This is a genomic window from Undibacterium sp. GW821-FHT11H02 (genome assembly GCF_058808015.1).
In genome coordinates this window covers 58,228-79,377 of sequence record NZ_JBXARG010000010.1, presented here as the reverse complement: position 1 = coordinate 79,377, position 21,150 = coordinate 58,228, and the positions used below count along the sequence as shown (strand labels likewise).

Genomic DNA, 21,150 nt, shown 5'->3' with positions numbered 1-21,150 from the left:
AGACAACTTAATGAATAGCGCGCAAAGTCCCTTGTTATCTTCCGCTAGCATCCACCTCACTCACGATGTCGAAGTGATGGATGAGCGCGGGCGCAGTTCTATGATTGCTATTCCGGCAGAGCGGCCGTTAACGATCTATGTTGATAAACGTGAATTAGTCACCTTGATGACTTTAGGCGCGAATCCTGAAGCCTTGGTGCTCGGTTATTTACGCAATCAACGACTGGTACGTAACTTAGACGACATCGTTTCTATCCAAGTTGATTGGTCTGTTGATGCAGCGGCTGTAGTGACACGGCATGGCATCGCCGATATTCAAGAACGCACTGCCAAAAAAGTGATCACGACAGGCTGCGGTCAGGGTTCGGTGTATGGCGGCTTGATGGATGAAGTCGATACCCTGGTGTTGCCAGCCGAAGCAAAACTTAAACAGTCGGTGTTATATCGCATCGTCGATACCATACGTACCCAGCAATCAGTCTACAAACGTGCAGGCTCGGTGCATGGCTGTGCTTTATTTTCAGATAGCGGTGAATTGTTGTACTTTATCGAAGACGTCGGTCGGCACAATGCCGTCGATGCCATCGCCGGTTTGATGTGGTTGGATGCGCTTAGTGGCGGTGACAAAATTTTTTATACCACTGGGCGTCTGACTTCAGAGATGGTAATTAAGGGCGCACAAATGGGCATCCCATTTTTATTATCGCGCTCCGGCACCACGCAAATGGGGCACATGGTCGCACAAAAACTCGATATGGCCTTATTAGCACGCTGCAGCGGCAAACACTTTTTGTTGCTCAGTGCTCAACATCGTTTGATTTATGAAACGCACTTGGTCGACGCCGCGCTTAAGTTGGCGTGATCTTTCAACAGACCTTAGCCAATTCCACTGAGACTTGATATTTCACACCTAGGACATTTTGTTCATGGACTATGCTGTCTGAGCGAAGCATCAACCGCTTTTTAGTTAAAATTTATCGAATCAATAAATTTAATTGCATTGATCTATCGATCTTTGCTCTCTAGAATCAAATCCATTGCAGTTTTGAACTTGTTGTTGAACTTGCTGTTGAGCTTGTTTTTAACCTATTCCAGGAGATTGATATGACGAACGAAGCAAAATGCCCTTTCCACCATGGCGCCGCCAAACATGCGGTCGCGGCAGGTGCGCCGACTAATTCCACTTGGTGGCCGAATCAGCTCAAGTTAAATATTTTGCATCAGCACTCACCTAAGTCGAATCCTATGGATGAGGATTTTGACTATGCGAAAGAATTCAAGTCGCTAGATTTGAATGCGGTGGTGCAAGATCTCAAAGCATTGATGACCGATTCGCAAGACTGGTGGCCAGCCGATTGGGGGCACTACGGTGGGTTGATGGTACGGATGGCATGGCATGCTGCCGGTACGTACCGGGTATCTGATGGGCGTGGTGGTGCAGGGACAGGTAATCAGCGTTTTGCGCCTTTGAATAGCTGGCCAGATAACGGCAATCTTGATAAAGCACGTCGTTTGTTATGGCCGATTAAGCAAAAATATGGTCGCAAGATTTCCTGGGCAGATTTGTTCATCTTAGCGGGTAACGTGGCGCTCGAATCGATGGGCTTTAAGACCTTTGGCTTCGCCGGTGGTCGTGAGGATATTTATCAACCTGAAGAAGACATCTACTGGGGTTCAGAAACCGAATGGTTGGCAACCAGTGACAAAGCGAATAGCCGTTATGCCGGTTCAGACGCTGGTAAGCGAGAACTAGAGAACCCCTTAGCAGCGGTGCAAATGGGCTTAATCTATGTGAATCCAGAAGGCCCTGATGGGAATCCTGATCCGGTCGCGTCTGGTCGCGATGTACGCGAAACCTTTGCACGCATGGCGATGAATGATGAAGAAACGGTAGCCTTGGTTGCTGGCGGTCATACTTTTGGTAAGGCGCATGGGGCTGGTGATCCATCGTTGGTTGGACCAGAGCCAGAAGCAGCTGGGATAGAAGAGCAGGGTTTAGGCTGGATTAATAAGTTGGGCTCAGGCAAAGGCGTACATACGACCACGAGTGGAATTGAAGGGGCTTGGAAACCAAATCCAACGACCTGGGATAACGGCTACTTTGACATGTTGTTCGGTTACGAATGGGAACTGACTAAGAGCCCAGCGGGTGCCAAACAATGGGTGGCGAAAGATTGCAAACCTGAACACTTGATTCCTGATGCGCACGACCCGAGCAAGAAACATCCACCGATGATGACGACTGCTGATTTGTCGCTACGCTTTGATCCTGCGTATGAAAAGATCGCGCGTCGTTTCCATCAAAATCCTGCCGAATTTGCCGACGCATTTGCACACGCTTGGTTCAAGTTAACCCATCGCGATATGGGACCAGTGGCGCGCTACTTGGGACCCTTGGTGCCAAGCGAAACACTGATCTGGCAAGATCCGATTCCAGCGCTGAATCATGCGCTGGTAGATGCCAATGATATCGCCACATTGAAAGCAAAGTTGTTGGCATCAGGTCTTAGTATCGCGCAATTAGTGAACACGGCATGGTCATCTGCATCGACCTTCCGTGGTAGCGATAAACGTGGTGGCGCGAATGGTGCGCGTATCCGTTTGTCGCCGCAACGTGATTGGGAAGCGAATCAGCCATTGGAGCTAGCTAAAGTATTGGCGAGCTTAGAAGCGATCCAACAAGAGTTTAATGCGGCGCAAACCAGTGGGAAGAAAATTTCTCTGGCTGATTTGATCGTATTGGCGGGTGCGGCAGCGATAGAAGCGGCAGCGAAAAAAGCAGGGCATGATGTGCAAGTTCCTTTTACTCCAGGTCGCATGGATGCATCGCAAGAGCAAACTGATGTTGATTCGTTCGCAGTTCTTGAGCCGGCAGCAGATGGCTTCCGTAACTACGTGCGTGCAGGTTTAGAAAAACATGCGGCCGAGCTTTTGATTGATAAGGCGCAGTTACTCAATTTAAGTGCGCCGGAAATGACGGTATTAGTTGGGGGCTTGCGCGCTTTAAATGCGAACACGGGCAAGACTCAGCACGGTGTCTTCACTCAGCGTCCAGAAACTTTGAGCAATGATTTCTTCGTTAATCTGCTTGATATGAACACTAAGTGGCAGCCATCGAATACAGCGGGCGTGCTCGAAGGCCGCGATCGTCACAATGGTGAAGTGAAATGGACAGGCACCACGGTTGATCTGGTGTTTGGTTCCAATTCTCAATTACGCGCCTTGGCGGAAGTCTATGCAAGCAGCGATGCACAGCAAAAATTTGTGAATGATTTCATTGCCGCTTGGAACAAAGTCATGAATGCAGACCGCTTTGATTTAGTGTGATTCGAGTAGTTGAAAAGACCGAAAAGTAAGGCGGGTGCAACCCGCGCCGCCAGCACGTGGTACAACGCTAGCCGACCTACGTGCGGCGCGGGTTGCACCCGCCCTACAAATGCCAAGCCCAATAATTTAAGACGGTTTCAATTCAAATTGTTGGGCTTCGTTATGCTCAGCGCCAACCTATGGCATCTGTCTCAAACCGTGAAGGCAAAGGCAATAGTCGCTGCAAAGTCTCGCGAATTCGTAATAGCTGTGGATCATCCGATGCCGCATTATCGCTGGTGTCATTGATACAGAAAAACACCAGTTCACCAAAACGTTCGCTTAAATCAGCAAATTGTTGTTCGGCGTCGCTATCGCCACTGCAGATGTAGTGATACTCAATTTCTCGTAAATCAGCGAGGCCACGATGTAACATCCAGCGCGGCACCAGATCGGGCACGATAGGTGGGCGCTGCCAATCGCGAAACACGGTTTGCCTGACTTGTTCAAATAAGTCGGGTGCTTCTTTTTCTAACTCTAACAAAACGCTTTTCAGCATAGGGCGCGGTGCATGCGCAAAGATGCGATGCACGTGTTGGTAGAGCGGATAACGTTGCTGCAACCAGTGCTTGGATAAAATAGAGGCGTTGACCAAAGCTGTCTCATCTTTCTGTAGCGTGTTGTAATCTGGGACTTGTTCTCGCTCCTTAAATACAGCAACACCATGCTGTCCAAACCAGTTCTCCACACTAGGGCCTGTTAACATTTAAATTGGGAGTGCGAATGCGGAAAAACGGGCACAGGGCTAGGCGTCAAGGCGCGCCGCAGTGCGAGCACTGTAAGCGACTTGCAACAACGCCATGTGCCCGTTTTACCCATTCCCGAAGGGTTCAAGCCAAAAGGCGCGATGGACAGCGTTGCAGCTCTTGCCGAGGCATCAGCCTCGGCGGCGAACTACGCCTTGCCATCCCACCTTTTGGCTTGAACGCATCTCCCGATTTAAATGTTAACAGGCCCTAACAGGCGCGCCAAAAAATACGTCGTCGTTCAGATAGATAAATCGTTCTGATAATCCAGGTATGTGATGCAAATACGATTCGATATGACCCGAATCGAAAACAGGTAAGGCGGTCGCAGGAATAATACTGCTGTGATCGATCAACGTAATTCCTGAGCTCTCTTGTAACCAATCTGGTTTCTGTCCATCCGTGACGAGATAGACATGACCATGATCTGGGAAGAATTTTTCTAAGGCACGTAGATTAAATCTCAATTCTTGATTGTCACGATAGCGACCCGCGACATCACCATGCTTTGCCAGATTAACTCTGTCAAAATCTTGTTTGCGAGTGATCGCTTGCTGCCGCTTGTGATGCCAGGCGGGATCAGCACCATCCACCCATAAATACACAATATCAATAAGTTCAGGATATGAAGTCAAGTAGTCTCGCTAGAAGAATAGAGAAATAAAGTGCTATCAGGGTGTGTAGACCAGACATTTTAGCCTACAGGTCCATTGCTTCGCTGGTACGCATTTTCAATCTAAGCATCCTTAAGTAGAGGTGCTACTGTAACTGAAAAAACAGCAAGTCTATTTGCTTATATTTTTGCCTGAGATGGAAAAGTCCCGTCTGAGCAGTCGATAGTCTAACTGCTGTTGTTTTGCACCAAAGTGCAATGGTCTTGAATAGAAAATGCCTTTAAAGTCAGACTATCGGCTTACGCCTCGCTAAATATTCTGAGATGCGCAAGTACAGTGTGTTGGTGTGCTTAGTTTTTATAACGATCAAATCCTATGTTCATTTCTTTAAACGATAGACAGCGTCAACAAATCGGCAATATTTTTTTGCTGATACTCTCGATAGGCTTTCTGCTCGCTATATGGGGTACTTATGTCCGGGTCAGCGAAGGGATCGCGGAGACCAAAGTAGAGCTACAGAAAAGCGGTACCTTGTTGGCAGAAGAATTGGATCATGAATTGGATATCCATATTTATAACTTGCTCGCGATGAAGTATGTGTCTGAACGTTATTTCAGCGGTCGTGCTGTAGGTGTAGAGAATCCTATCCAGCGATTACAAGCTACCAAAGACTATGAAGGCTATGAGTCAGTCTTGCCAAACGATTTCGGTAACTTTGAACACTTGGGTCGGTTTACCGGATTCGGGCCCATTCCTGATAAGAACGATCCTGTCGCTCAAGAAATGATGATGGTGATAGGTTTGACGCCTTTGATGCGCGCGATTCGTGAGCGCAGTGGCGACGTGCCCTGGGTTCAGTATGCGTCGGCGCGTGGTTTTATGTTTATCTTTCCGTATCGTGGCTCGGAACAATTTTTTTTCAAACCAGACTTAATGCAGCGAGATTATTTTGCCTTAGCTACGCCTCAAGCGAATCCGCAACGTAAAGTGTTTTGGAGTAAACCCTATGCTGATGCCGCCGGCAAAGGCAATATTGTAACGGTAACTCAAGCTATCTATCAGGATCATTTATTTCGTGGCAGCCTTAGCATAGATGTGTTGGTGTCGAGTCTGCAACGAAGATTATCCACCACAGCAATTTCTGATACCCATCTACGCCTGGTGGATCCGCATGGCACCATCATCGCGGCTACATCGGATCAGGAAATTAGTCAGGAGCAAGCACTTACCGTCATTAAATTGGCTTTAAAAAGTGCACCTTGGACACTCGAATTGCATATGAATCAGTCGGATTTGCTACTGCGCAGTTTGATGGGACGCAGTTGGCATATCCTTACTTTGCTGGTACTAGCAATTACGCTTGTCGCTGTCATTCTGCTGACACGTAAGAGTCGTCAAATACACCAGTTGTCGATCAGGGATGGATTGACCGGATTGTTTAATCGTCGTTATTTTGATGTGATTGCGCGGCAACAGTTTGAACTGGTCAAACGTCGTCATTTGAGCATGGGTTTGGCGATTATGGATATTGATTTTTTTAAGAAATATAATGATCACTACGGACATCAGGAGGGCGACAAAGCATTACGTGCGGTGGCTGCGGCGATGAAGGCTGCATTGCGGCGCGGATCTGATCAGATATTCCGGGTTGGCGGAGAAGAGTTCGCGGTGCTGATGCCTTTAAAAGATCTCGCAGAACTCAGCGCTTTAATGGAAAAATTAAATCAGGCAGTGCGGGATTTGCAATTGCCACATGTAGGAAATACCTGTGGTTTTATGACGATTTCTATAGGCGCGACGATGATTTGTAGCGATAATTGGATAACGCTTGATGCGGCTTATAAACAAGCCGATGATTTCCTCTATCAGGCAAAAACTGGTGGACGTGACAGAGCGGTCGTACCGTCTCAGTGAGTTTGTCGAAGTAAGACGCAGTGCATATTGCAAAATAATTTAATACAGGTAAAGCAATGACTTCAGGCAAGACAATACTGATGCGAATTCTACTTGGGGTTCATCATTCGCATCGGCAGGGCGTGGCTCAAATGATGCGCTTGTTAGCGTTGCTGGTTGCGGTGCAAATTATTTTTTGTCTGATACCGACGCCAGAAAATTACTACGGCATGGAACACTATCTGGTCTTGCATTCGACCATGGAAATCGTTTCTATTTTTATTGCTATGATGGTTTTTGTCGTGGCCTGGAATTCACGTTCAAATGATTACCCGCACAGTCTGATCGTTTTATCCAGCATCTTTTTTGTGGTCGCACTACTCGATTTTGCACACACACTGTCCTACCCCGGGATGGCAAAGTTCTTTACCGAAAACGATACCAATAAATATCTAAATTTTTGGATGGCAGCCCGACTCATGGCGACTTTGGGTTTGTTGACTTTTGCCTTGCAGTCATTTGAGCGCATGACTAGCCGCGCCAAAAAATATTTGATGTTTTTGTCTATGCTCTTGTTATCGCTGCTGTTTAGCTGGCTGGTGGTCGTAAGGCAAGAATTATTTCCGATTTGGTTTATTCCAGGTTCAGGTTTGACAACCGTGAAAAAGGATCTCGAATACCTGATTATTGCCTTGAATATTGTTACCGCGATTATTTTATGGAAGCGCTTGAAGTCACGGCATGTCCTGGACATTCCTTTGATTTGGGGTGCAGTCTGCGTGATGGCGATCGGCGAATTGTTCTTCACTTTATATACCACCAAAACGGGTGCTTATAACGTACTTGGGCATCTGTATAAAGTGATCGCCTATGTCTTGATCTATAGAGCCGTGGTGGTCGAGTCTATAGAACGTCCTTATCGAGAGCTGGAGGCATCACGCCATAATTTAGAGCTGACCGTGGCAGCTTCTAATACGGGATTGTGGGACTTAAATCTGCAGACCATGGAGATGACACTGTCGCCGGTGTGGAAGAAACAATTAGGTTATCAGGAGCATGAGCTGACCGGTCATTACGACACTTGGATAGCTTTGTTACATCCAGCTGACCGTCAGTCTGCGATTGATGTTTTTCAGACCTTTATTAAGTCACCTGATGTGAAGGTCTATGAGAATGAGTTCCGTGCCCGCCACAAAGATGGCGGTTATCGCTGGATCTTTTCGCGTGGCGAACGAATCAAAGCTGCGAATGGTGTAGTGGAACGCGTGGTCGGTTCCCACACCGATATTACCGCTCGAAAGTTAGAAGAAGATCGTTTCCGCAGTGCGGTGCAAGCTTCGCCGAATGCCATGATTATGGTCAACACCCAAGGCATCATTGTTTTAACCAACTCCCAAACCGAAGTGATGTTTGATTATGAGGCGGGTGGCATGGTCGGACTGCATCTGGATAATTTGATTCCCGAGGCCGCACGCGCTAGTCATCAACGTAATTTCTCAGGCTATATCAGTAATCCTTCAGATCGAGCAATGGGACAAGGGCGACTGTTGTTTGCACGGCGCCGCAATGGGGATGAGTTTCGGGTCGAAATTGGTCTGACCCCGATCACCGCGCAGGATGGAAATTATGTGATGGCATCGGTGGTTGACATCACCGCCCGTATCGAAGCCGAGCGCCGCATAGAAAAATTAATCAACTACGATTTACTGACCGGATTACCGAATCGTCAGCTCATGATGGATCGCATGCAACATGCCATGACCGCCTCACAACGCTCAGGCTCTCGTCTCGCTTTGCTGTACTTAAATCTAGACAGGTTTAAACACGTCAACGAAACCTTGGGACATAACGCCGGCGATGCTTTGTTAATAGAAATTGCGCAGCGGCTGGCGCAGATCGTGAAACATACTGACACCGTAGCGAGAGTGTCAGGTGATGAGTTTGCCTTGGTGCTAGAAGAAGTGAATGAGGATGACGTCGCGCGCATGGCAGGTAAAGTATTGGAAGAAGTTTCGCAGGGGTTTTTATTTGAAGGTCATGAAATCGTTTTAACACCATCGATAGGTGTGGCGATGTTCCCGCAAGATGGCGCGGATGGTGAAAGTCTGTTTCAAAGTGCGGATGCGGCAATGAATAGAGTCAAGCAAGATGGCCGCAATGATTTCCGTTTTTTTGCCAAAGAAATGCAGCTTCGTACCACCCGCATGTTGTTGTTGGAAAGCGCCATGCATCACGCCTTGGAACGCAACGAATTTCAAGTAGTCTATCAGCCGCAGCTGACCATGGACGGGAAAAAAATTATCGGCGTTGAAGCCTTATTGCGTTGGACCCATCCCGAACTAGGCTCGATTTCTCCGGCCGAATTTATCCCGCTGGCAGAAAGCAATGGACAAATTATTCCTATCGGTACCTGGGTGCTAAGGACCGCGATGATGCAGCTTAAAGCTTGGATTGAAGCAGGCTTGCATCCTATCATCATGGCGGTGAATTTATCGGCTATACAATTCCGTCATCCCAATTTGCAAGGCGTGGTGACAAGTGTCTTAGCAGAAGTCGCGATACCGCCAGAATTTCTTGAAATCGAATTGACCGAGAGCGTCGCCACTGATAATCCGCTCAATGCGATAGCAGTGATGAATGATTTACACGCGCTAGGCATACGCTTGGCGATTGATGATTTTGGTACCGGTTACTCTTCGCTTAGTTACTTGAAAAAATTCAAGGTCTATAAGCTCAAAATTGATCAATCCTTCGTCCGTGATATCGCCACCGATTCTGACGATAGGGCAATTGTCTCCGCCATCATCCAAATGTCTAAGGGACTAGGCTTTAAAACTATCGCGGAAGGCGTAGAAACGCAGGCGCAATCCGATTTTCTATTGACTCAAGGATGTGATGAGTTTCAGGGTTATATCTTTAGTAAACCCTTGCCTGCCGATCAGGTGGTCAAGCTACTGCAAAAATACAATTAAACAAAACCAATCAATAGGATTTTTATCTTCATTCAAAAATTTTGAATGATGTCATCAAAACCGTTCATCCCTTTCGCTGAATGAAAGCCGCATAATCTCTTTCATCGCATCACGCCGCAGATACAAAACGGGATGCCTTGATTAACTCAATAGGAGAGAGAAATGCTGACTTTAAGAAAATCTCAAGAGCGCGGACATGCCGATCACGGCTGGTTGAAAAGCCAGCACAGCTTTTCATTCGCCAATTACTACGATCCCGACCATACAGGCTGGGGCAATCTCTTAGTGATTAACGAAGACCGCATCGCTCCAGGCACAGGTTTTGGCACCCATGGCCATCGTGATATGGAAATTATCAGCTACGTCCTATCTGGCGAACTAGCTCATAAAGATAGCATGGGTCATATCAAAGCGATTCCACCAGGTGATGTGCAACGTATGAGCGCTGGTACCGGTGTGCGTCACAGCGAGTTCAACCACGCAGAAGGACAGCACACGCACTTTTTGCAAATCTGGATACAGCCAAATCGCCAGGGCGTAGAGCCAGGCTACGAGCAAAAAACCATACCGCCCGCCAGCAAACGCGGCGCATTGGCGCTAGTTGCCTCTCCGGACGGGGCGGGTGATTCCGTATCAATGACAGCCGATGCCGCTTTGTATGCAGGTTTGTTTGATGGCGATGAACAAGCCGAAATGACACTCAATCCCGCTCGTAAAGCCTATGTCCATTTGATACGTGGTGAGTTGGAAGTGAACGGGCAACGCTTGAGTGGTGGTGATGCCTTACGAATAGAAAACGAAAGCCATCTGACCTTGCGTCATGGCCAAGATGCAGAAGTTTTAGTGTTTGATCTTGCAGCTTTAACTTAATGGCAGTGGCATTTCCTCTAGGGCATCACCAGATTAAGCCCCCCAAAAAAGTGTCACTAACAAACAAGAAGTACTTTATTAATCAAAAAGGAATTCACCATGTTTACGCAATTACAAAATTCATTCTCACTCGTCGCCCGCTTATTGCTTGCCGCCTTATTTTTACCAGCAGGCATCGCCAAACTTACTGGCTTTGAAGGCACAGTAGGCTATATCACTTCTGTCGGCTTGCCTGCACCAACGCTGGCCGCGGCTGCCGCTTTGATACTCGAGATCGCGGGTGGCATTGCACTGATCATCGGTTTAGGCACACGCTTCGCAGCGCTCGCTTTAGCCTTCTTCACGCTAGTCGCATCGTTCATTTTTCATGCGTATTGGGCAGTACCGACGGACCAAGCTTATGTAACGCAATTATTATTCTTTAAAAACATAGCAGTAGCGGGTGGCTTGATGGCATTAGCAGCGTTTGGCGCTGGCGGCTGGAGCTTGGATGCACGCCGCAGTGGAAGTGTTTAAGATTTCAATCGCCTGTTGATACAGGCTACAAAAAACCTCTCAACACTGAGACACTGAGACACAGAGACAAAGAAAAAAGCGAGAAAACAAGACTTATTTTTTTCTGCTTAAGATTTTCTTCATGCCCTCTGGCCGCAGCATACTGCTTACCTGTGTTGAGAGGTTTTAGCTGTTTTCGTCGAAGGCTAAATAGCCACATAAATTGCTTATTTATTTCATTACTCTTTTGGCGGTTCCCACAGCTCGACCTTATTTCCTTCCGGATCGATCACCCAGGCAAACTTGCCGTACTCAGACTCGTCAATTTTATCGAGTACATTACAGCCTTCTTCCTTCAACAGCTGAACCAAAGCATGCAAGTCTTGCACCCGATAGTTGATCATAAAAGGCGCAGAGCTAGGCGCAAAGTAATCGCTTTCTTGCGGATTAATAGACCAAGCAGTCGTACCCGCCACTGGTTTGCCATCCTCATCTGTCCAATCAAAGGCAGCACCGCCCCAAGCTTGAACATCAATACCCAAGTGCTTTTTGTACCAAGCGTGCATTGCGGGCGCATCTTTAGCCTTAAAAAAGATACCGCCTATGCCAGTGACTCGTTTCATTTGATTTCCTTAGTTTGGTGGAGGGATTGCTATTTGAAATTATAGATTGGTCGTGTTTCCGCCAGAAAGATATTGCAATGCTTCATTGAGCACAATCTGCCGAAACTGTTGAACACACTTTGCCCCTAATCTAGACTCAAGCTTGTCAACAGTTCTTAATGCTTGAGTAATATCAAACGCGTGCCCGTCTAGTACTGACAGTGCTTGATTATGTAACGCATAGGCGAGCCAAGCCGCATCGGCCACCGGACTCTTATCTTCAGTTTCTAGGTGACCCGCGAGCAGAACTCTTAGTTCATACAAAGCCTTGGCTATAAGGCGTTTTTCTAAATCGATGTGGTGGTCGGTGGTCATAAGTTTGACTGGTTACCGTGTGGAGGGTGATCCTAAAATTTAGGAAATATCGCTAAGGTTGCGACCCTACTATGTTTCTTCTGAGATTAAACGATTGATCGTACATAAAAAAGTTTTTTATCATTCAAAAAAGAATATTTACGACCAATTGGCGTGGTTTGTACCCGCCCATATGATTTGTTAAATTTGGTTTTTACGCCAGTACTCTGGGTTCGATAAAACCTGCTTTTCTATTTCTGAGTTCTTAAGAGCAGCTATCTGCGGCACATGCTCAAATTCATGTTTGGCGTAACAACCTTCCATAGAAAAATTTTCTTCGTCAGCTGGTATGAAAACACCGTCAAGATAAACATAAGTCCTTCCAAGTTCAATTTCACCTTGCATAGCCTTCATCGCTTCTACCCATTCTGATATTTCTTCATGCGTAGCTTGTCTTTTACTGTAACTATAAAGATCTTCGCTTGCTATTTCTTCCCATGTTTTGTCAATTTCAACGGCTATAGCGAAAGAAAATGCTTTTCTACATTTCGTGCAAGAAAACAACCAGCCACAACCGCACCAGGGGCAATCTAATTGACCTGGATCACCGACTAGACCCTCTTCACAAGAGCAAAATGAAATGAACTCATTGTTCTTCTTTATTAAATATAGAATGCCCATTTGTTCTCCGCAATTTCAAGTGCTATATTCATCTGATGTTTCATGCCAAGTTAAGCATCATTTTTGTTCTTCATCACAAGTGCTAATGCCTTTGCTACGCGAATTCGAAGTCGTATTAAGTCAATCAATGCTCCAAGTACAAATCCCACAAAAATTCCTATCATCATCGTACCGTCGCTTTGCATGCCAAATGATCTCGCAGCGTATGCCGCGACACCCGCCCCAACTAGTGAAGCCATAAGTGATAATTTCGACTGAAATTTGCAAGAAAGAAGTTGAACCAACATCAAGTAATCGGTGGCACTAATCACTACATCATCGTTTTCTGTGTCATGCATGTTGTAAAGTTGAACTTTGAGTTGTGCTGCGGACGTGCACGAAATTTTGTTTCCGTGGCACGTATCAATTTAAAAATCGTTTTTCCTCGGTTTGAATTGCAGCCTGAATATCGTCAGCCTGCCCGAAAATTTAGGCCAAAAAAGTATGACTGCAAAAGTAGCTAATCCCCACAAAAACGCGTTGAATAATAAAGCCTCAAAATCAGTTGAAAATACCGGAGTAAAAATATATCGTCGGAAATGAAAGTATTACAAAAATATTTTCCTCCGCTAATAGATAGAGACCGCATTGCTTCGGATGGTAAAAGCAAATTATATTTCGTTGCAATAACCAAGCTACAAGGAAGAAATTTCCGATACCTATCGCTGTTGGAATAACTAAATACTTGCGTGACCAGCGAAGCATGATGTTCAACCTGTTTTAAAGTGAATGCAACCAAAGTTAACATATACGTAAAGAAATAACAACGAAGATTTTTGCGTTCATGAGAAGCAGCTTGGAATCTCGTTTCTCTCCTTGAGCTATTTAAAATTCTAGGTGTAACAAATTAAGAAGGAAGCGCTGATTTGCTTGTTACCCTATCGCCAATTGCTTCAGCCTCGTCGACGACAAAACAAAACCTATCCACCGCAAACTTTCAATGGCATCATTCAAATAATTCGAATCAAACCGATCAACATGAACACAAGCACCCCACGCGACGTCTTAACGCCAGCTTCCTTATCCATGCTACAGGTGATCGCCGAAACCGGCAGTTTTGCGGCAGCGGCGCGTAGTTTGAATATGGTGCCTAGTGCGCTGACTTATAGAGTTCGACAGATTGAAGATGCGCTCGATGTTTTGCTGTTTGATCGTAGTTCGCGGCAGGCGCGCTTGACTGAGGCCGGTGCGGAGTTGTTGCGTGAGGGGCAGAATTTGTTGCTGGAAGTGGATGCAATTGCGAATCGCGTGAAGCGGGTGGCGACTGGTTGGGAGCCGCAATTGACGATTGCGATTGATAGCATTATTGATCGCAGTACGGTGATGGAATTGTGTGAGGAATTTTTTAAACTGAATCCACCGACTAAACTGAAACTGCGGGCGGAAACTTTATCCGGTACTTTGGAAGCTTTGATTTCTGGGCAGGCCGATTTATCCATAGGTGCGGTGATGGATGCACATGCCAAAGGTGGTTTGCAACGCGAGCTTTTGGGTAGTGTGTATTTTGCGTTTGCGGTGGCACCGCATCATGCTTTGGCACAAGCGCGTGAGCCTTTGTCGGATCAAACCATACGTGCGCATCGGGCAGTGGCGATTGCGGATAGCGTGCAGCGTGGTGCCAGCATGTCTATAGGTTTATTGAACGGACAAGATGTGTTTACGGTCGCCGATTTATCGGCGAAACTGGATGCGCAAGTGCGTGGTTTGGGTGTGGGATTTTTGCCGACTTGTGTTGCGCAGTCTTATATTGATACCGGTCGTTTGGTCGAGAAAAAAGTCGAAAGGGCGCAGCAGCGCGTGCAAAGCTATTATGTCTGGCGTCAGTCAACTAAGTCACAGCAAGGGCGGGCTTTGCAATGGTGGTTGGATCAATTGCAGTCGCCTGTGACACGGGCAGCTTTGCTGGGTGTGCATATGCCCTCTCCAATAAGCGGGCTAGGATGAGAGTGGTTCAGGGATAGCAAAGTGCTTGGATGGCAAAAAATAAAACAAAAATTGGCGCATTCATGGGTTCTATGGATTTAAAAATGTTTCCCAGATCTGACAATCCCTCATCCCCGGCCCTTCTCCCGCTGGCGGGAGAAGGAAGTTTGAAAACTAATTTATTTAGAAAATTATTCCGGAAAAACTGTGCCTGTGCAGGGGCGACAGTTAATAGCACTTGCGGCTCTTTGACTCACGTGAATGTCTACGCGAGTAGTGGCTTAGCTATCGCCTTTTAAGCCAGCCCAGCGTGGTGCGAGTTGGTGTTCTATGCTGAACAAGTCCAGCACTCTGGCTAGACTGTGATCAACCATTTCTTCTATCGTGGCAGGTCGATGATAGAAATTCGGGAGCGGTGGGAAGATGATGCCGCCCATTTCGGTTACGGCAGTCATATTGCGCAGGTGCGCCAGATTGAACGGCGTTTCTCTGACCATTAATACTAAGCGGCGGCGTTCTTTCAAAACCACATCGGCAGCGCGTGTGATTAAATTGTCGGCGAAGCCGTGTGCGACTGCTGCTAAGGTCTTCATGGAGCAGGGCGCAATCACCATGCCATCTGACTGAAACGAGCCGCTGGCGATGGTTGCTCCTACATCGCGCACGGCATGCACGACGTGCGCCATCGCTTCTACGTCTTTGCGTTTTAAATCTAATTCTTGATGAATATTCAAAACCCCGGCATCCGAAATCAATAGATGACTTTGTATGCCAGGCAGGTTTTGTAAATGCTGGAGCAGGCGCACGCCATAGATAGCACCCGTGGCACCAGTAATGGCGACGATAATTCGTTTCGGTGCAAGTGGCGTGCTCATAGGCTAATGTGCTTAGCCTTTGATCAGGGCTTGCAATTCGCCGCTTTCAAACATTTCATTCATGATGTCTGAGCCGCCTATGAATTCGCCGTTGATATACAACTGGGGAATCGTAGGCCAGTTAGCATAGTCTTTGATGCCTTGGCGTACGACTGGGTCTTCCAAGACGTTGATCGTGACCAGATTGTCTGCACCGCTGGCCTTTAATAATTGAATCGCACGACCGGAGAAGCCACATTGTGGAAATTGTGCTGTGCCCTTCATGAACAGTACAACAGGGTTAGTGGTTACGGTTTCTTTAATCCAAGTTTGAACGTCGCTCATGATATTTCCTTAAAAGATAGATCGATGGCCGCCATTATAAAGGAAACTGCGGAAACCCTGCGATGGCAGAAGAACTAGCTCTGGTGGATACATTGTATGGCTTTTATGGCATTGCCTAAATGCCATAAAAAATTGCGGAAATGATTTCTCACAGGTCCAAAATTTCGCGTCTTGCAAATACCACTGACGCCAAAAAGCTCCAGCTTCGTCGCAAAAAACACTCAGCGCAAAAAGCATTGATTACGATGCAGACCTACTCAATCAATCAGGAGGTTTTATGAAAATCGTAGCGACATTCATTAGTTTTGCGGCTTTATGTTCTGCACTGGTAAGCGGTGCGGCTCAGGCCGGCGACTTAAAAGTGGAAGTGCATGGCATCACCGAAAACAAAGGCGAGGTCATGGTGGCAGTCTTTAATCAAAAAGGACAATGGTTAAGGCAGGCGCTTATTAGTAAGAAAGTCACTGCTAACGGTAATAAAGTGGTGGTGCAGTTTGATGGTTTGCCCGATGGCGACTACGCGATTTCTGCGGTACATGATCTGAATAGTAATGGTCGCCTCGATAGCAACCCTATCGGCATGCCAACCGAACCGTATGGTTTTAGTAATGATGCTACGGGAAACTTTGGACCACCATCTTTCGATAGTGCCAAAATCACTTTGACGCCAGCACCGCACAGCATTAGCGTGCGTGTGAACTAAGGAGGGTCGCCATGAATCGTCGCCACTTCCTACAATCCATAGGCGTAACGGCAGCAACGGCAGCAACGGCAGCATCGGCAGCATCGGCAGCATCTTCGGCCTCAGTAGCTGCTTGGGCACAACAATCGGATGCTGTCAGCACGAATTATCGCCGCGCTCCCGAATTGTTTAAAGCGAATCCTAAACTGACTTGCCTGCGTGGATTTCAAGGCCAAGATATTAGCTGTGATGCCGCTTGGATAGAGGGCAAGCTACCGGTTGATTTGCGCGGCGATTTTTATCGAAATGGCCCGGGTTTGTTTGAACGTGGTGGACAACGTTATCATCACTGGTTCGATGGCGATGGCTTGGTACATGCGTGGCGTTTTGGTGATAAGGGTGTGTCACATCAGGCACGTTTTGTACGCACTAAAAAATTCGCCGCGGAACAACAGGCCGGTGAATTTTTGGTGCCCGCCTTTGGTACCGCGATCAAGCCCAAGATTCCTATGCGCTCATCAGACACGATGAATACCGCGAATACCAATATTATTCGTATGGATGGCCGTCTGCTGGCCTTGTGGGAAGGTGGCTCGGCGCATGCGATGGATGCACAAAGTTTAGAAACCCAAGGTATCGTGAACTGGGCACCCGAGTTAGCTGGTATGCCATTCTCCGCTCATCCTAAGATCGAAGCCGATGGTAGTTTATGGAATTTCGGCACCATCATGGGAAAAATCGTTTTGTATCATTTTTCACCACAAGGTAAATTGCTGAAACATCACATCATGAATGCGCCTACTAGCGCCATGGTGCATGATTTTGCTATTTCGCAAAAGCATATGATCTTTTTGTTTTCGCCCATTAGTTTAAACATGGATGCCGTTCGTTCTGGCAAGAGTATGGTCGATGCGATGGAATGGAAGGCGAATGAATCGGTCAAGATTATGATCGTTGAGAAAGCCGATTTTAGTCGTTTTCGAATTTTAGAAATACCTGCCTTGATGGTGTTCCATTTTGGAAATGCCTGGGAGGAAAATAATGTGATTCATGTCGACTTTGTGAAGAGTGACAATCTGGATAATTTCCATACCTGGATGCCTAAAATCATGCGCGGCGAAGATGTCGTGTCTGAACCATCGAGTCCTGCATTTTTACAAATCGATCTGAATAGAAATAAAGCCAGCTTGACCGAGCGCCGTGAAAACTTAGAATTTCCGCGCGTTGATCCGCGTGTGGTCGGTCAAAGAAATCGCTACATTTATTATCCGATTGCCGTGGAAAATGCGATGAATAATGCGCTCAATGGTGTGATGCGTTTGGATGTTGAGAGTGGCAAGACAGATAGCTTTAGTTTTGGTGCCAATTGCCGTCTGGAGGAACATGTTGTGGTACCAAAAGCTGGTTCGACTAAAGAAGGCGACGCCTGGTTAGTCGGCGTGGGATTTGATATTCCGCGACAAACCAGTTTTGCTAGTGTATTTGACGCCCAGAATCTGGCGGCGGGGCCGGTCGCGCTGGCGCACTTACCGTATTGGTTGCCGCATTGTTTTCATGGACATTTTTACGCCAGTACCTGATTTGGAAAAGTTTTCCCACCATTAAAAAAACAGGGCAAGCAGTATAGATTCTGCTTGCCCTACTTTTTGTCAATTAAGCTTAAGCCTAAGAACGTAGCTTGGCAAATGCCGATGCCATCGCACTATTCACAGGCGCAGCCTGTTGACTCTGATTGCGGTGTTGATTCAAGCGCTTAGCATCATCACGATCGGCGCGCTGCTCAGGCTTGCTCCCCGCTACTGGTGCGGAATCGGTCAGTCGCATGGTCAATGCAATACGCTTACGTTTTTCATCGACTTCTAATACTTTGACTTTGACCACTTGGCCGGCTTTAACGACGGTGTGTGGATCTTTAACGAAAGTATTCGAGAGCGCTGAAATATGCACCAAGCCATCTTGATGCACACCGATATCAACAAAGGCGCCGAATGCGGCCACATTGGTAATCACGCCTTCTAAGATCATGTCTGGTCGTAAATCTCTGATCTCTTCGACGCCGTCTTTAAAGGTGGCGGTGGTGAATTCGGGACGCGGATCGCGACCCGGTTTTTCTAACTCTTTCAAAATATCTGAGATCGTTGGTATACCAAATTTATCGTCAGCGTATTTGGCGGGACTGATCGCTTTTAGCAAACCGGTGTCTCCGATAATCGATTTCACATCTTTCTTGATATCGGCCAGAATCTTTTCTACCAGTGGGTAGGATTCGGGATGCACCGCAGACGCATCGAGTGGATTGTCGCCACCCATGACACGCAAGAAACCTGCCGCTTGTTCAAAAGTTTTATCACCCAGGCGTGGTACCGAGCGTAATTCAGAACGTGACTTAAACATGCCCTTCGCATCGCGATAATTGACTATGCTTTGCGCCACGCTGCTCGATAAACCAGAGACGCGTGCTAACAAAGGCGCGGACGCCGTGTTGACGTCAACGCCGACCGCATTCACGCAATCCTCGACGACGGCATCGAGCGAGCGCGCCAATTGAGATTGGCTCACGTCATGCTGATACTGACCAACGCCGATAGATTTGGGATCGATCTTCACCAGCTCAGCCAAAGGGTCTTGCAAGCGGCGCGCAATAGAGACCGCGCCGCGGATAGTGACGTCTAAATCAGGTAATTCTTTCGAGGCAAATTCGGAGGCCGAATAGACAGAAGCGCCCGCTTCCGAGACCACGATCTTGGTCAGTTTTAATTCTGGTTTGAGCTTGATTAAATCTTGCGCCAGTTTGTCGGTTTCGCGTGAGGCCGTACCGTTGCCGATAGAGATCAGTGAGACATTATGTTTCGCAGCCAATTGTGCCAACACATGTAAAGAGCCGTCCCAATCATTACGTGGTTGATGCGGGTAAATGGTCGCATATTCCACCACTTTGCCAGTCGCGTCGACTATCGCGACCTTGACGCCTGTGCGCAATCCCGGATCGAGACCCATGGTAGCGCGTGGTCCCGCAGGCGCTGCGAGTAACAGTGCTTTCAGATTGCGGGCAAAGACATTAATTGCTTCGACTTCGGCGGTCTCACGCAGATTCGTCATGAGTTCGGTATCGAGATGCATGAAGACTTTGACGCGCCAGGCCCAACGCACGGTATCGCTCAACCATTTGTCAGCGGCACGACCTTTATTACTGACACCAAAATGGGCGGCGATACGACTTTCGCAAGGATTTAAAGGCGCATCCCATTTTGGTTTTTCTTCTTCGGTATCAAGGCGTAGGTTGACCGTCAAAAATTCTTCGCGACGACCACGGAAGATCGCTAATGCGCGATGCGAAGGGATAGTGCCCAAGGTTTCTGAGTAGGCAAAGTAGTCACTGAACTTAGCACCAGCTTCTTCTTTGCCGGCGACGACGGCCGTTTCAACGATGCCGTGGTCGAGTAGATATTCGCGGATAGCGTGCAGTAGCGTCGCGTCTTCGGCGAATCGTTCCATCAAGATTTGGCGTGCGCCATCCAAAGCGGCCTTGACATCAGCGACACCGGGATTGTCACCATTAGCGGTGGAGAAGGCAGGTTTTAGATAAGCCTCGGCCACTGTTTCTGGTACTAAATTCGGATCTGCTAACAATGCATCAGCCAGTGGCTGCAAACCAGCTTCGACTGCGATTTGCGCCTTAGTACGGCGCTTTTGTTTGTAGGGCAAATACAAATCTTCTAAACGAGTTTTATCTTCGGCATGATGAATTGCATCGAGCAAAACGGGTGTCATTTTGCCTTGCTCTTCAATCGAAGAAATAATCGCAGCGCGCCGGTCTTCCAATTCGCGCAAGTAACGCAAACGCTCTTCTAATAAACGCAATTGTGTATCGTCCAAGCCGCCCGTGGCTTCTTTACGGTAGCGGGAAATGAAAGGCACGGTTGCGCCTTCGTCCAAAAGTGCCACTGCGGCAGCAATTTGTACGGGTTTGGCGGCAAGTTCTACGGCAAGACGTTGTTCAATGGAAGGCAACATAGGTGGTAATAATCAATATAGAAAATTCAAAGTGGAATAAGCTGATCGCTAGGGTTGTTGCTCAGTTAAGCTCAGTTAAGCCGAGTTAAGCTGAATGAAGGTCAGCCCATGCAGGTCAATCAGCCCGTGATCATACGCAATTTGAGCGTTTGTGCCAGTCTTGACAGATGAGAAAAAAGGGTAGTCGTGAGGGTTTTATCCCGATAATTTCGTAAAAATAGGTGTACTTTTCTTAACGTCACTTAAAAATGTTTAATTTAACCTTAAATTGTTACTAGTTAGAGTTCTTGTAAATGTCTGGATGGTTAATTTCCATCATGATCTCGGGCTTCCCTAGTGCTTGAAATCCCCATTTTTGATACAGACCACGCGCATTGGCGCTGGCTAACATAAAGCGTCGCAGGCCTTGTAGCTGAGGATGATCCATGATGCTTTGCACTAAAACTCTGCTCAGGCCACGACCTTGGTGTTCGGGTAAGACGAATACATCCATCAAATAAGCAAAAGTCGCATAGTCGCTCACCACGCGGGCAAAGGCGATTTGCTTACCGTCCTCATAGCCGCCAAAACACAGGGAGTGTTGAATCGAGGTTTCCACCAAAGCTCTGGGGATTTGGAGAGCCCAAGTGCTCTGTTCAGATAAGAACTGATGGATGAGGGCGATGTCTAGCTTGGTTTTGTCGTTTGAAATTTCCATGTC

Annotated in this window: 19 protein-coding genes; 9 read left to right on the top strand and 10 right to left on the bottom strand. The window is 47.3% G+C overall.

The window, feature by feature from the left end; translation table 11 throughout:
- The first annotated feature begins 10 nt into the window (after nucleotides 1–10).
- Nucleotides 11–862: a formate dehydrogenase accessory sulfurtransferase FdhD gene (locus AC1RR2_RS11765; protein WP_493222448.1), complete on the top strand. Its 852-nt coding sequence runs from the start codon at nucleotides 11–13 to the stop codon at nucleotides 860–862.
- Nucleotides 863–1,104: 242 nt separating this feature from the next.
- The gene (katG, locus tag AC1RR2_RS11760) at nucleotides 1,105–3,327 is read left to right on the top strand and encodes a catalase/peroxidase HPI (RefSeq protein WP_493222447.1); all 2,223 of its coding nucleotides are present in this window, start codon (nucleotides 1,105–1,107) and stop codon (nucleotides 3,325–3,327) included.
- 166 nt (nucleotides 3,328–3,493) lie between these two features.
- Here katG and AC1RR2_RS11755 read toward each other — a convergent pair whose 3' ends face one another.
- Complete coding sequence (locus AC1RR2_RS11755) at nucleotides 3,494–4,072, bottom strand: hypothetical protein (RefSeq protein WP_493222446.1); 579 nt, start codon at nucleotides 4,070–4,072, stop codon at nucleotides 3,494–3,496.
- A 240-nt stretch (nucleotides 4,073–4,312) separates the two neighbouring features.
- Nucleotides 4,313–4,747, bottom strand: a complete 435-nt coding sequence (locus AC1RR2_RS11750) for a stealth family protein (RefSeq protein ID WP_493222445.1) — start codon at nucleotides 4,745–4,747, stop codon at nucleotides 4,313–4,315.
- A gap of 354 nt (nucleotides 4,748–5,101) precedes the next feature.
- Between AC1RR2_RS11750 and AC1RR2_RS11745 the strand changes: the two genes are divergently transcribed.
- The 4 genes from AC1RR2_RS11745 (at nucleotide 5,102) to AC1RR2_RS11730 (ending at nucleotide 10,977) form a co-directional block, all read left to right on the top strand.
- A complete protein-coding gene (locus AC1RR2_RS11745) occupies nucleotides 5,102–6,640 on the top strand; it encodes a sensor domain-containing diguanylate cyclase (protein WP_493222444.1) in 1,539 nt (512 codons plus the stop codon).
- Between the two features lie 56 nt (nucleotides 6,641–6,696).
- Nucleotides 6,697–9,591 carry a bifunctional diguanylate cyclase/phosphodiesterase gene (locus tag AC1RR2_RS11740; protein WP_493222443.1) on the top strand — a complete coding sequence of 965 codons (2,895 nt, stop codon included), beginning with the start codon at nucleotides 6,697–6,699 and terminating at the stop codon, nucleotides 9,589–9,591.
- Between the two features lie 162 nt (nucleotides 9,592–9,753).
- The gene (locus AC1RR2_RS11735; RefSeq protein WP_493222442.1) at nucleotides 9,754–10,461 is read left to right on the top strand and encodes a pirin family protein; all 708 of its coding nucleotides are present in this window, start codon (nucleotides 9,754–9,756) and stop codon (nucleotides 10,459–10,461) included.
- Nucleotides 10,462–10,560: 99 nt separating this feature from the next.
- Entirely contained in the window at nucleotides 10,561–10,977 is a 417-nt protein-coding gene (locus AC1RR2_RS11730; protein WP_493222441.1) for a DoxX family protein, read from the top strand.
- A gap of 218 nt (nucleotides 10,978–11,195) precedes the next feature.
- Here AC1RR2_RS11730 and AC1RR2_RS11725 read toward each other — a convergent pair whose 3' ends face one another.
- From AC1RR2_RS11725 to AC1RR2_RS11710, 4 genes are all read right to left on the bottom strand, one after another.
- The gene (locus AC1RR2_RS11725; RefSeq protein ID WP_493222440.1) at nucleotides 11,196–11,579 is read right to left on the bottom strand and encodes a VOC family protein; all 384 of its coding nucleotides are present in this window, start codon (nucleotides 11,577–11,579) and stop codon (nucleotides 11,196–11,198) included.
- A 39-nt stretch (nucleotides 11,580–11,618) separates the two neighbouring features.
- The gene (locus AC1RR2_RS11720) at nucleotides 11,619–11,933 is read right to left on the bottom strand and encodes a hypothetical protein (RefSeq protein ID WP_493222439.1); all 315 of its coding nucleotides are present in this window, start codon (nucleotides 11,931–11,933) and stop codon (nucleotides 11,619–11,621) included.
- Between the two features lie 180 nt (nucleotides 11,934–12,113).
- On the bottom strand, nucleotides 12,114–12,593 hold the full coding sequence (locus tag AC1RR2_RS11715; protein WP_493222438.1) for a hypothetical protein: 480 nt from the start codon (nucleotides 12,591–12,593) through the stop codon (nucleotides 12,114–12,116).
- A 50-nt stretch (nucleotides 12,594–12,643) separates the two neighbouring features.
- The gene (locus AC1RR2_RS11710) at nucleotides 12,644–12,832 is read right to left on the bottom strand and encodes a hypothetical protein (protein ID WP_493222437.1); all 189 of its coding nucleotides are present in this window, start codon (nucleotides 12,830–12,832) and stop codon (nucleotides 12,644–12,646) included.
- A gap of 778 nt (nucleotides 12,833–13,610) precedes the next feature.
- Here AC1RR2_RS11710 and AC1RR2_RS11705 point away from each other — a divergent pair.
- The gene (locus tag AC1RR2_RS11705) at nucleotides 13,611–14,576 is read left to right on the top strand and encodes a LysR family transcriptional regulator (protein WP_493222436.1); all 966 of its coding nucleotides are present in this window, start codon (nucleotides 13,611–13,613) and stop codon (nucleotides 14,574–14,576) included.
- A gap of 260 nt (nucleotides 14,577–14,836) precedes the next feature.
- Here the strand turns inward: AC1RR2_RS11705 and AC1RR2_RS11700 are convergent, their stop codons facing one another.
- The gene (locus tag AC1RR2_RS11700; protein WP_493222435.1) at nucleotides 14,837–15,430 is read right to left on the bottom strand and encodes a UbiX family flavin prenyltransferase; all 594 of its coding nucleotides are present in this window, start codon (nucleotides 15,428–15,430) and stop codon (nucleotides 14,837–14,839) included.
- Between the two features lie 12 nt (nucleotides 15,431–15,442).
- The gene (gene grxD / locus AC1RR2_RS11695; protein WP_493222434.1) at nucleotides 15,443–15,754 is read right to left on the bottom strand and encodes a Grx4 family monothiol glutaredoxin; all 312 of its coding nucleotides are present in this window, start codon (nucleotides 15,752–15,754) and stop codon (nucleotides 15,443–15,445) included.
- A gap of 277 nt (nucleotides 15,755–16,031) precedes the next feature.
- Between grxD and AC1RR2_RS11690 the strand changes: the two genes are divergently transcribed.
- Nucleotides 16,032–16,457 carry a DUF2141 domain-containing protein gene (locus tag AC1RR2_RS11690; protein ID WP_493222433.1) on the top strand — a complete coding sequence of 142 codons (426 nt, stop codon included), beginning with the start codon at nucleotides 16,032–16,034 and terminating at the stop codon, nucleotides 16,455–16,457.
- Nucleotides 16,458–16,468: 11 nt separating this feature from the next.
- Nucleotides 16,469–18,016 (top strand): carotenoid oxygenase family protein, encoded by a 1,548-nt coding sequence (locus AC1RR2_RS11685; protein WP_493222432.1) that lies wholly within the window; start codon nucleotides 16,469–16,471, stop codon nucleotides 18,014–18,016.
- Between the two features lie 85 nt (nucleotides 18,017–18,101).
- On the opposite strand, the gene AC1RR2_RS11680 is transcribed toward AC1RR2_RS11685, so the two are convergent.
- Both AC1RR2_RS11680 and AC1RR2_RS11675 read right to left on the bottom strand, forming a co-directional pair.
- On the bottom strand, nucleotides 18,102–20,450 hold the full coding sequence (locus AC1RR2_RS11680) for a Tex family protein (protein ID WP_493222431.1): 2,349 nt from the start codon (nucleotides 20,448–20,450) through the stop codon (nucleotides 18,102–18,104).
- 274 nt (nucleotides 20,451–20,724) lie between these two features.
- Nucleotides 20,725–21,147, bottom strand: a complete 423-nt coding sequence (locus tag AC1RR2_RS11675) for a GNAT family N-acetyltransferase (RefSeq protein WP_493222430.1) — start codon at nucleotides 21,145–21,147, stop codon at nucleotides 20,725–20,727.
- Nucleotides 21,148–21,150 lie beyond the last annotated feature (3 nt).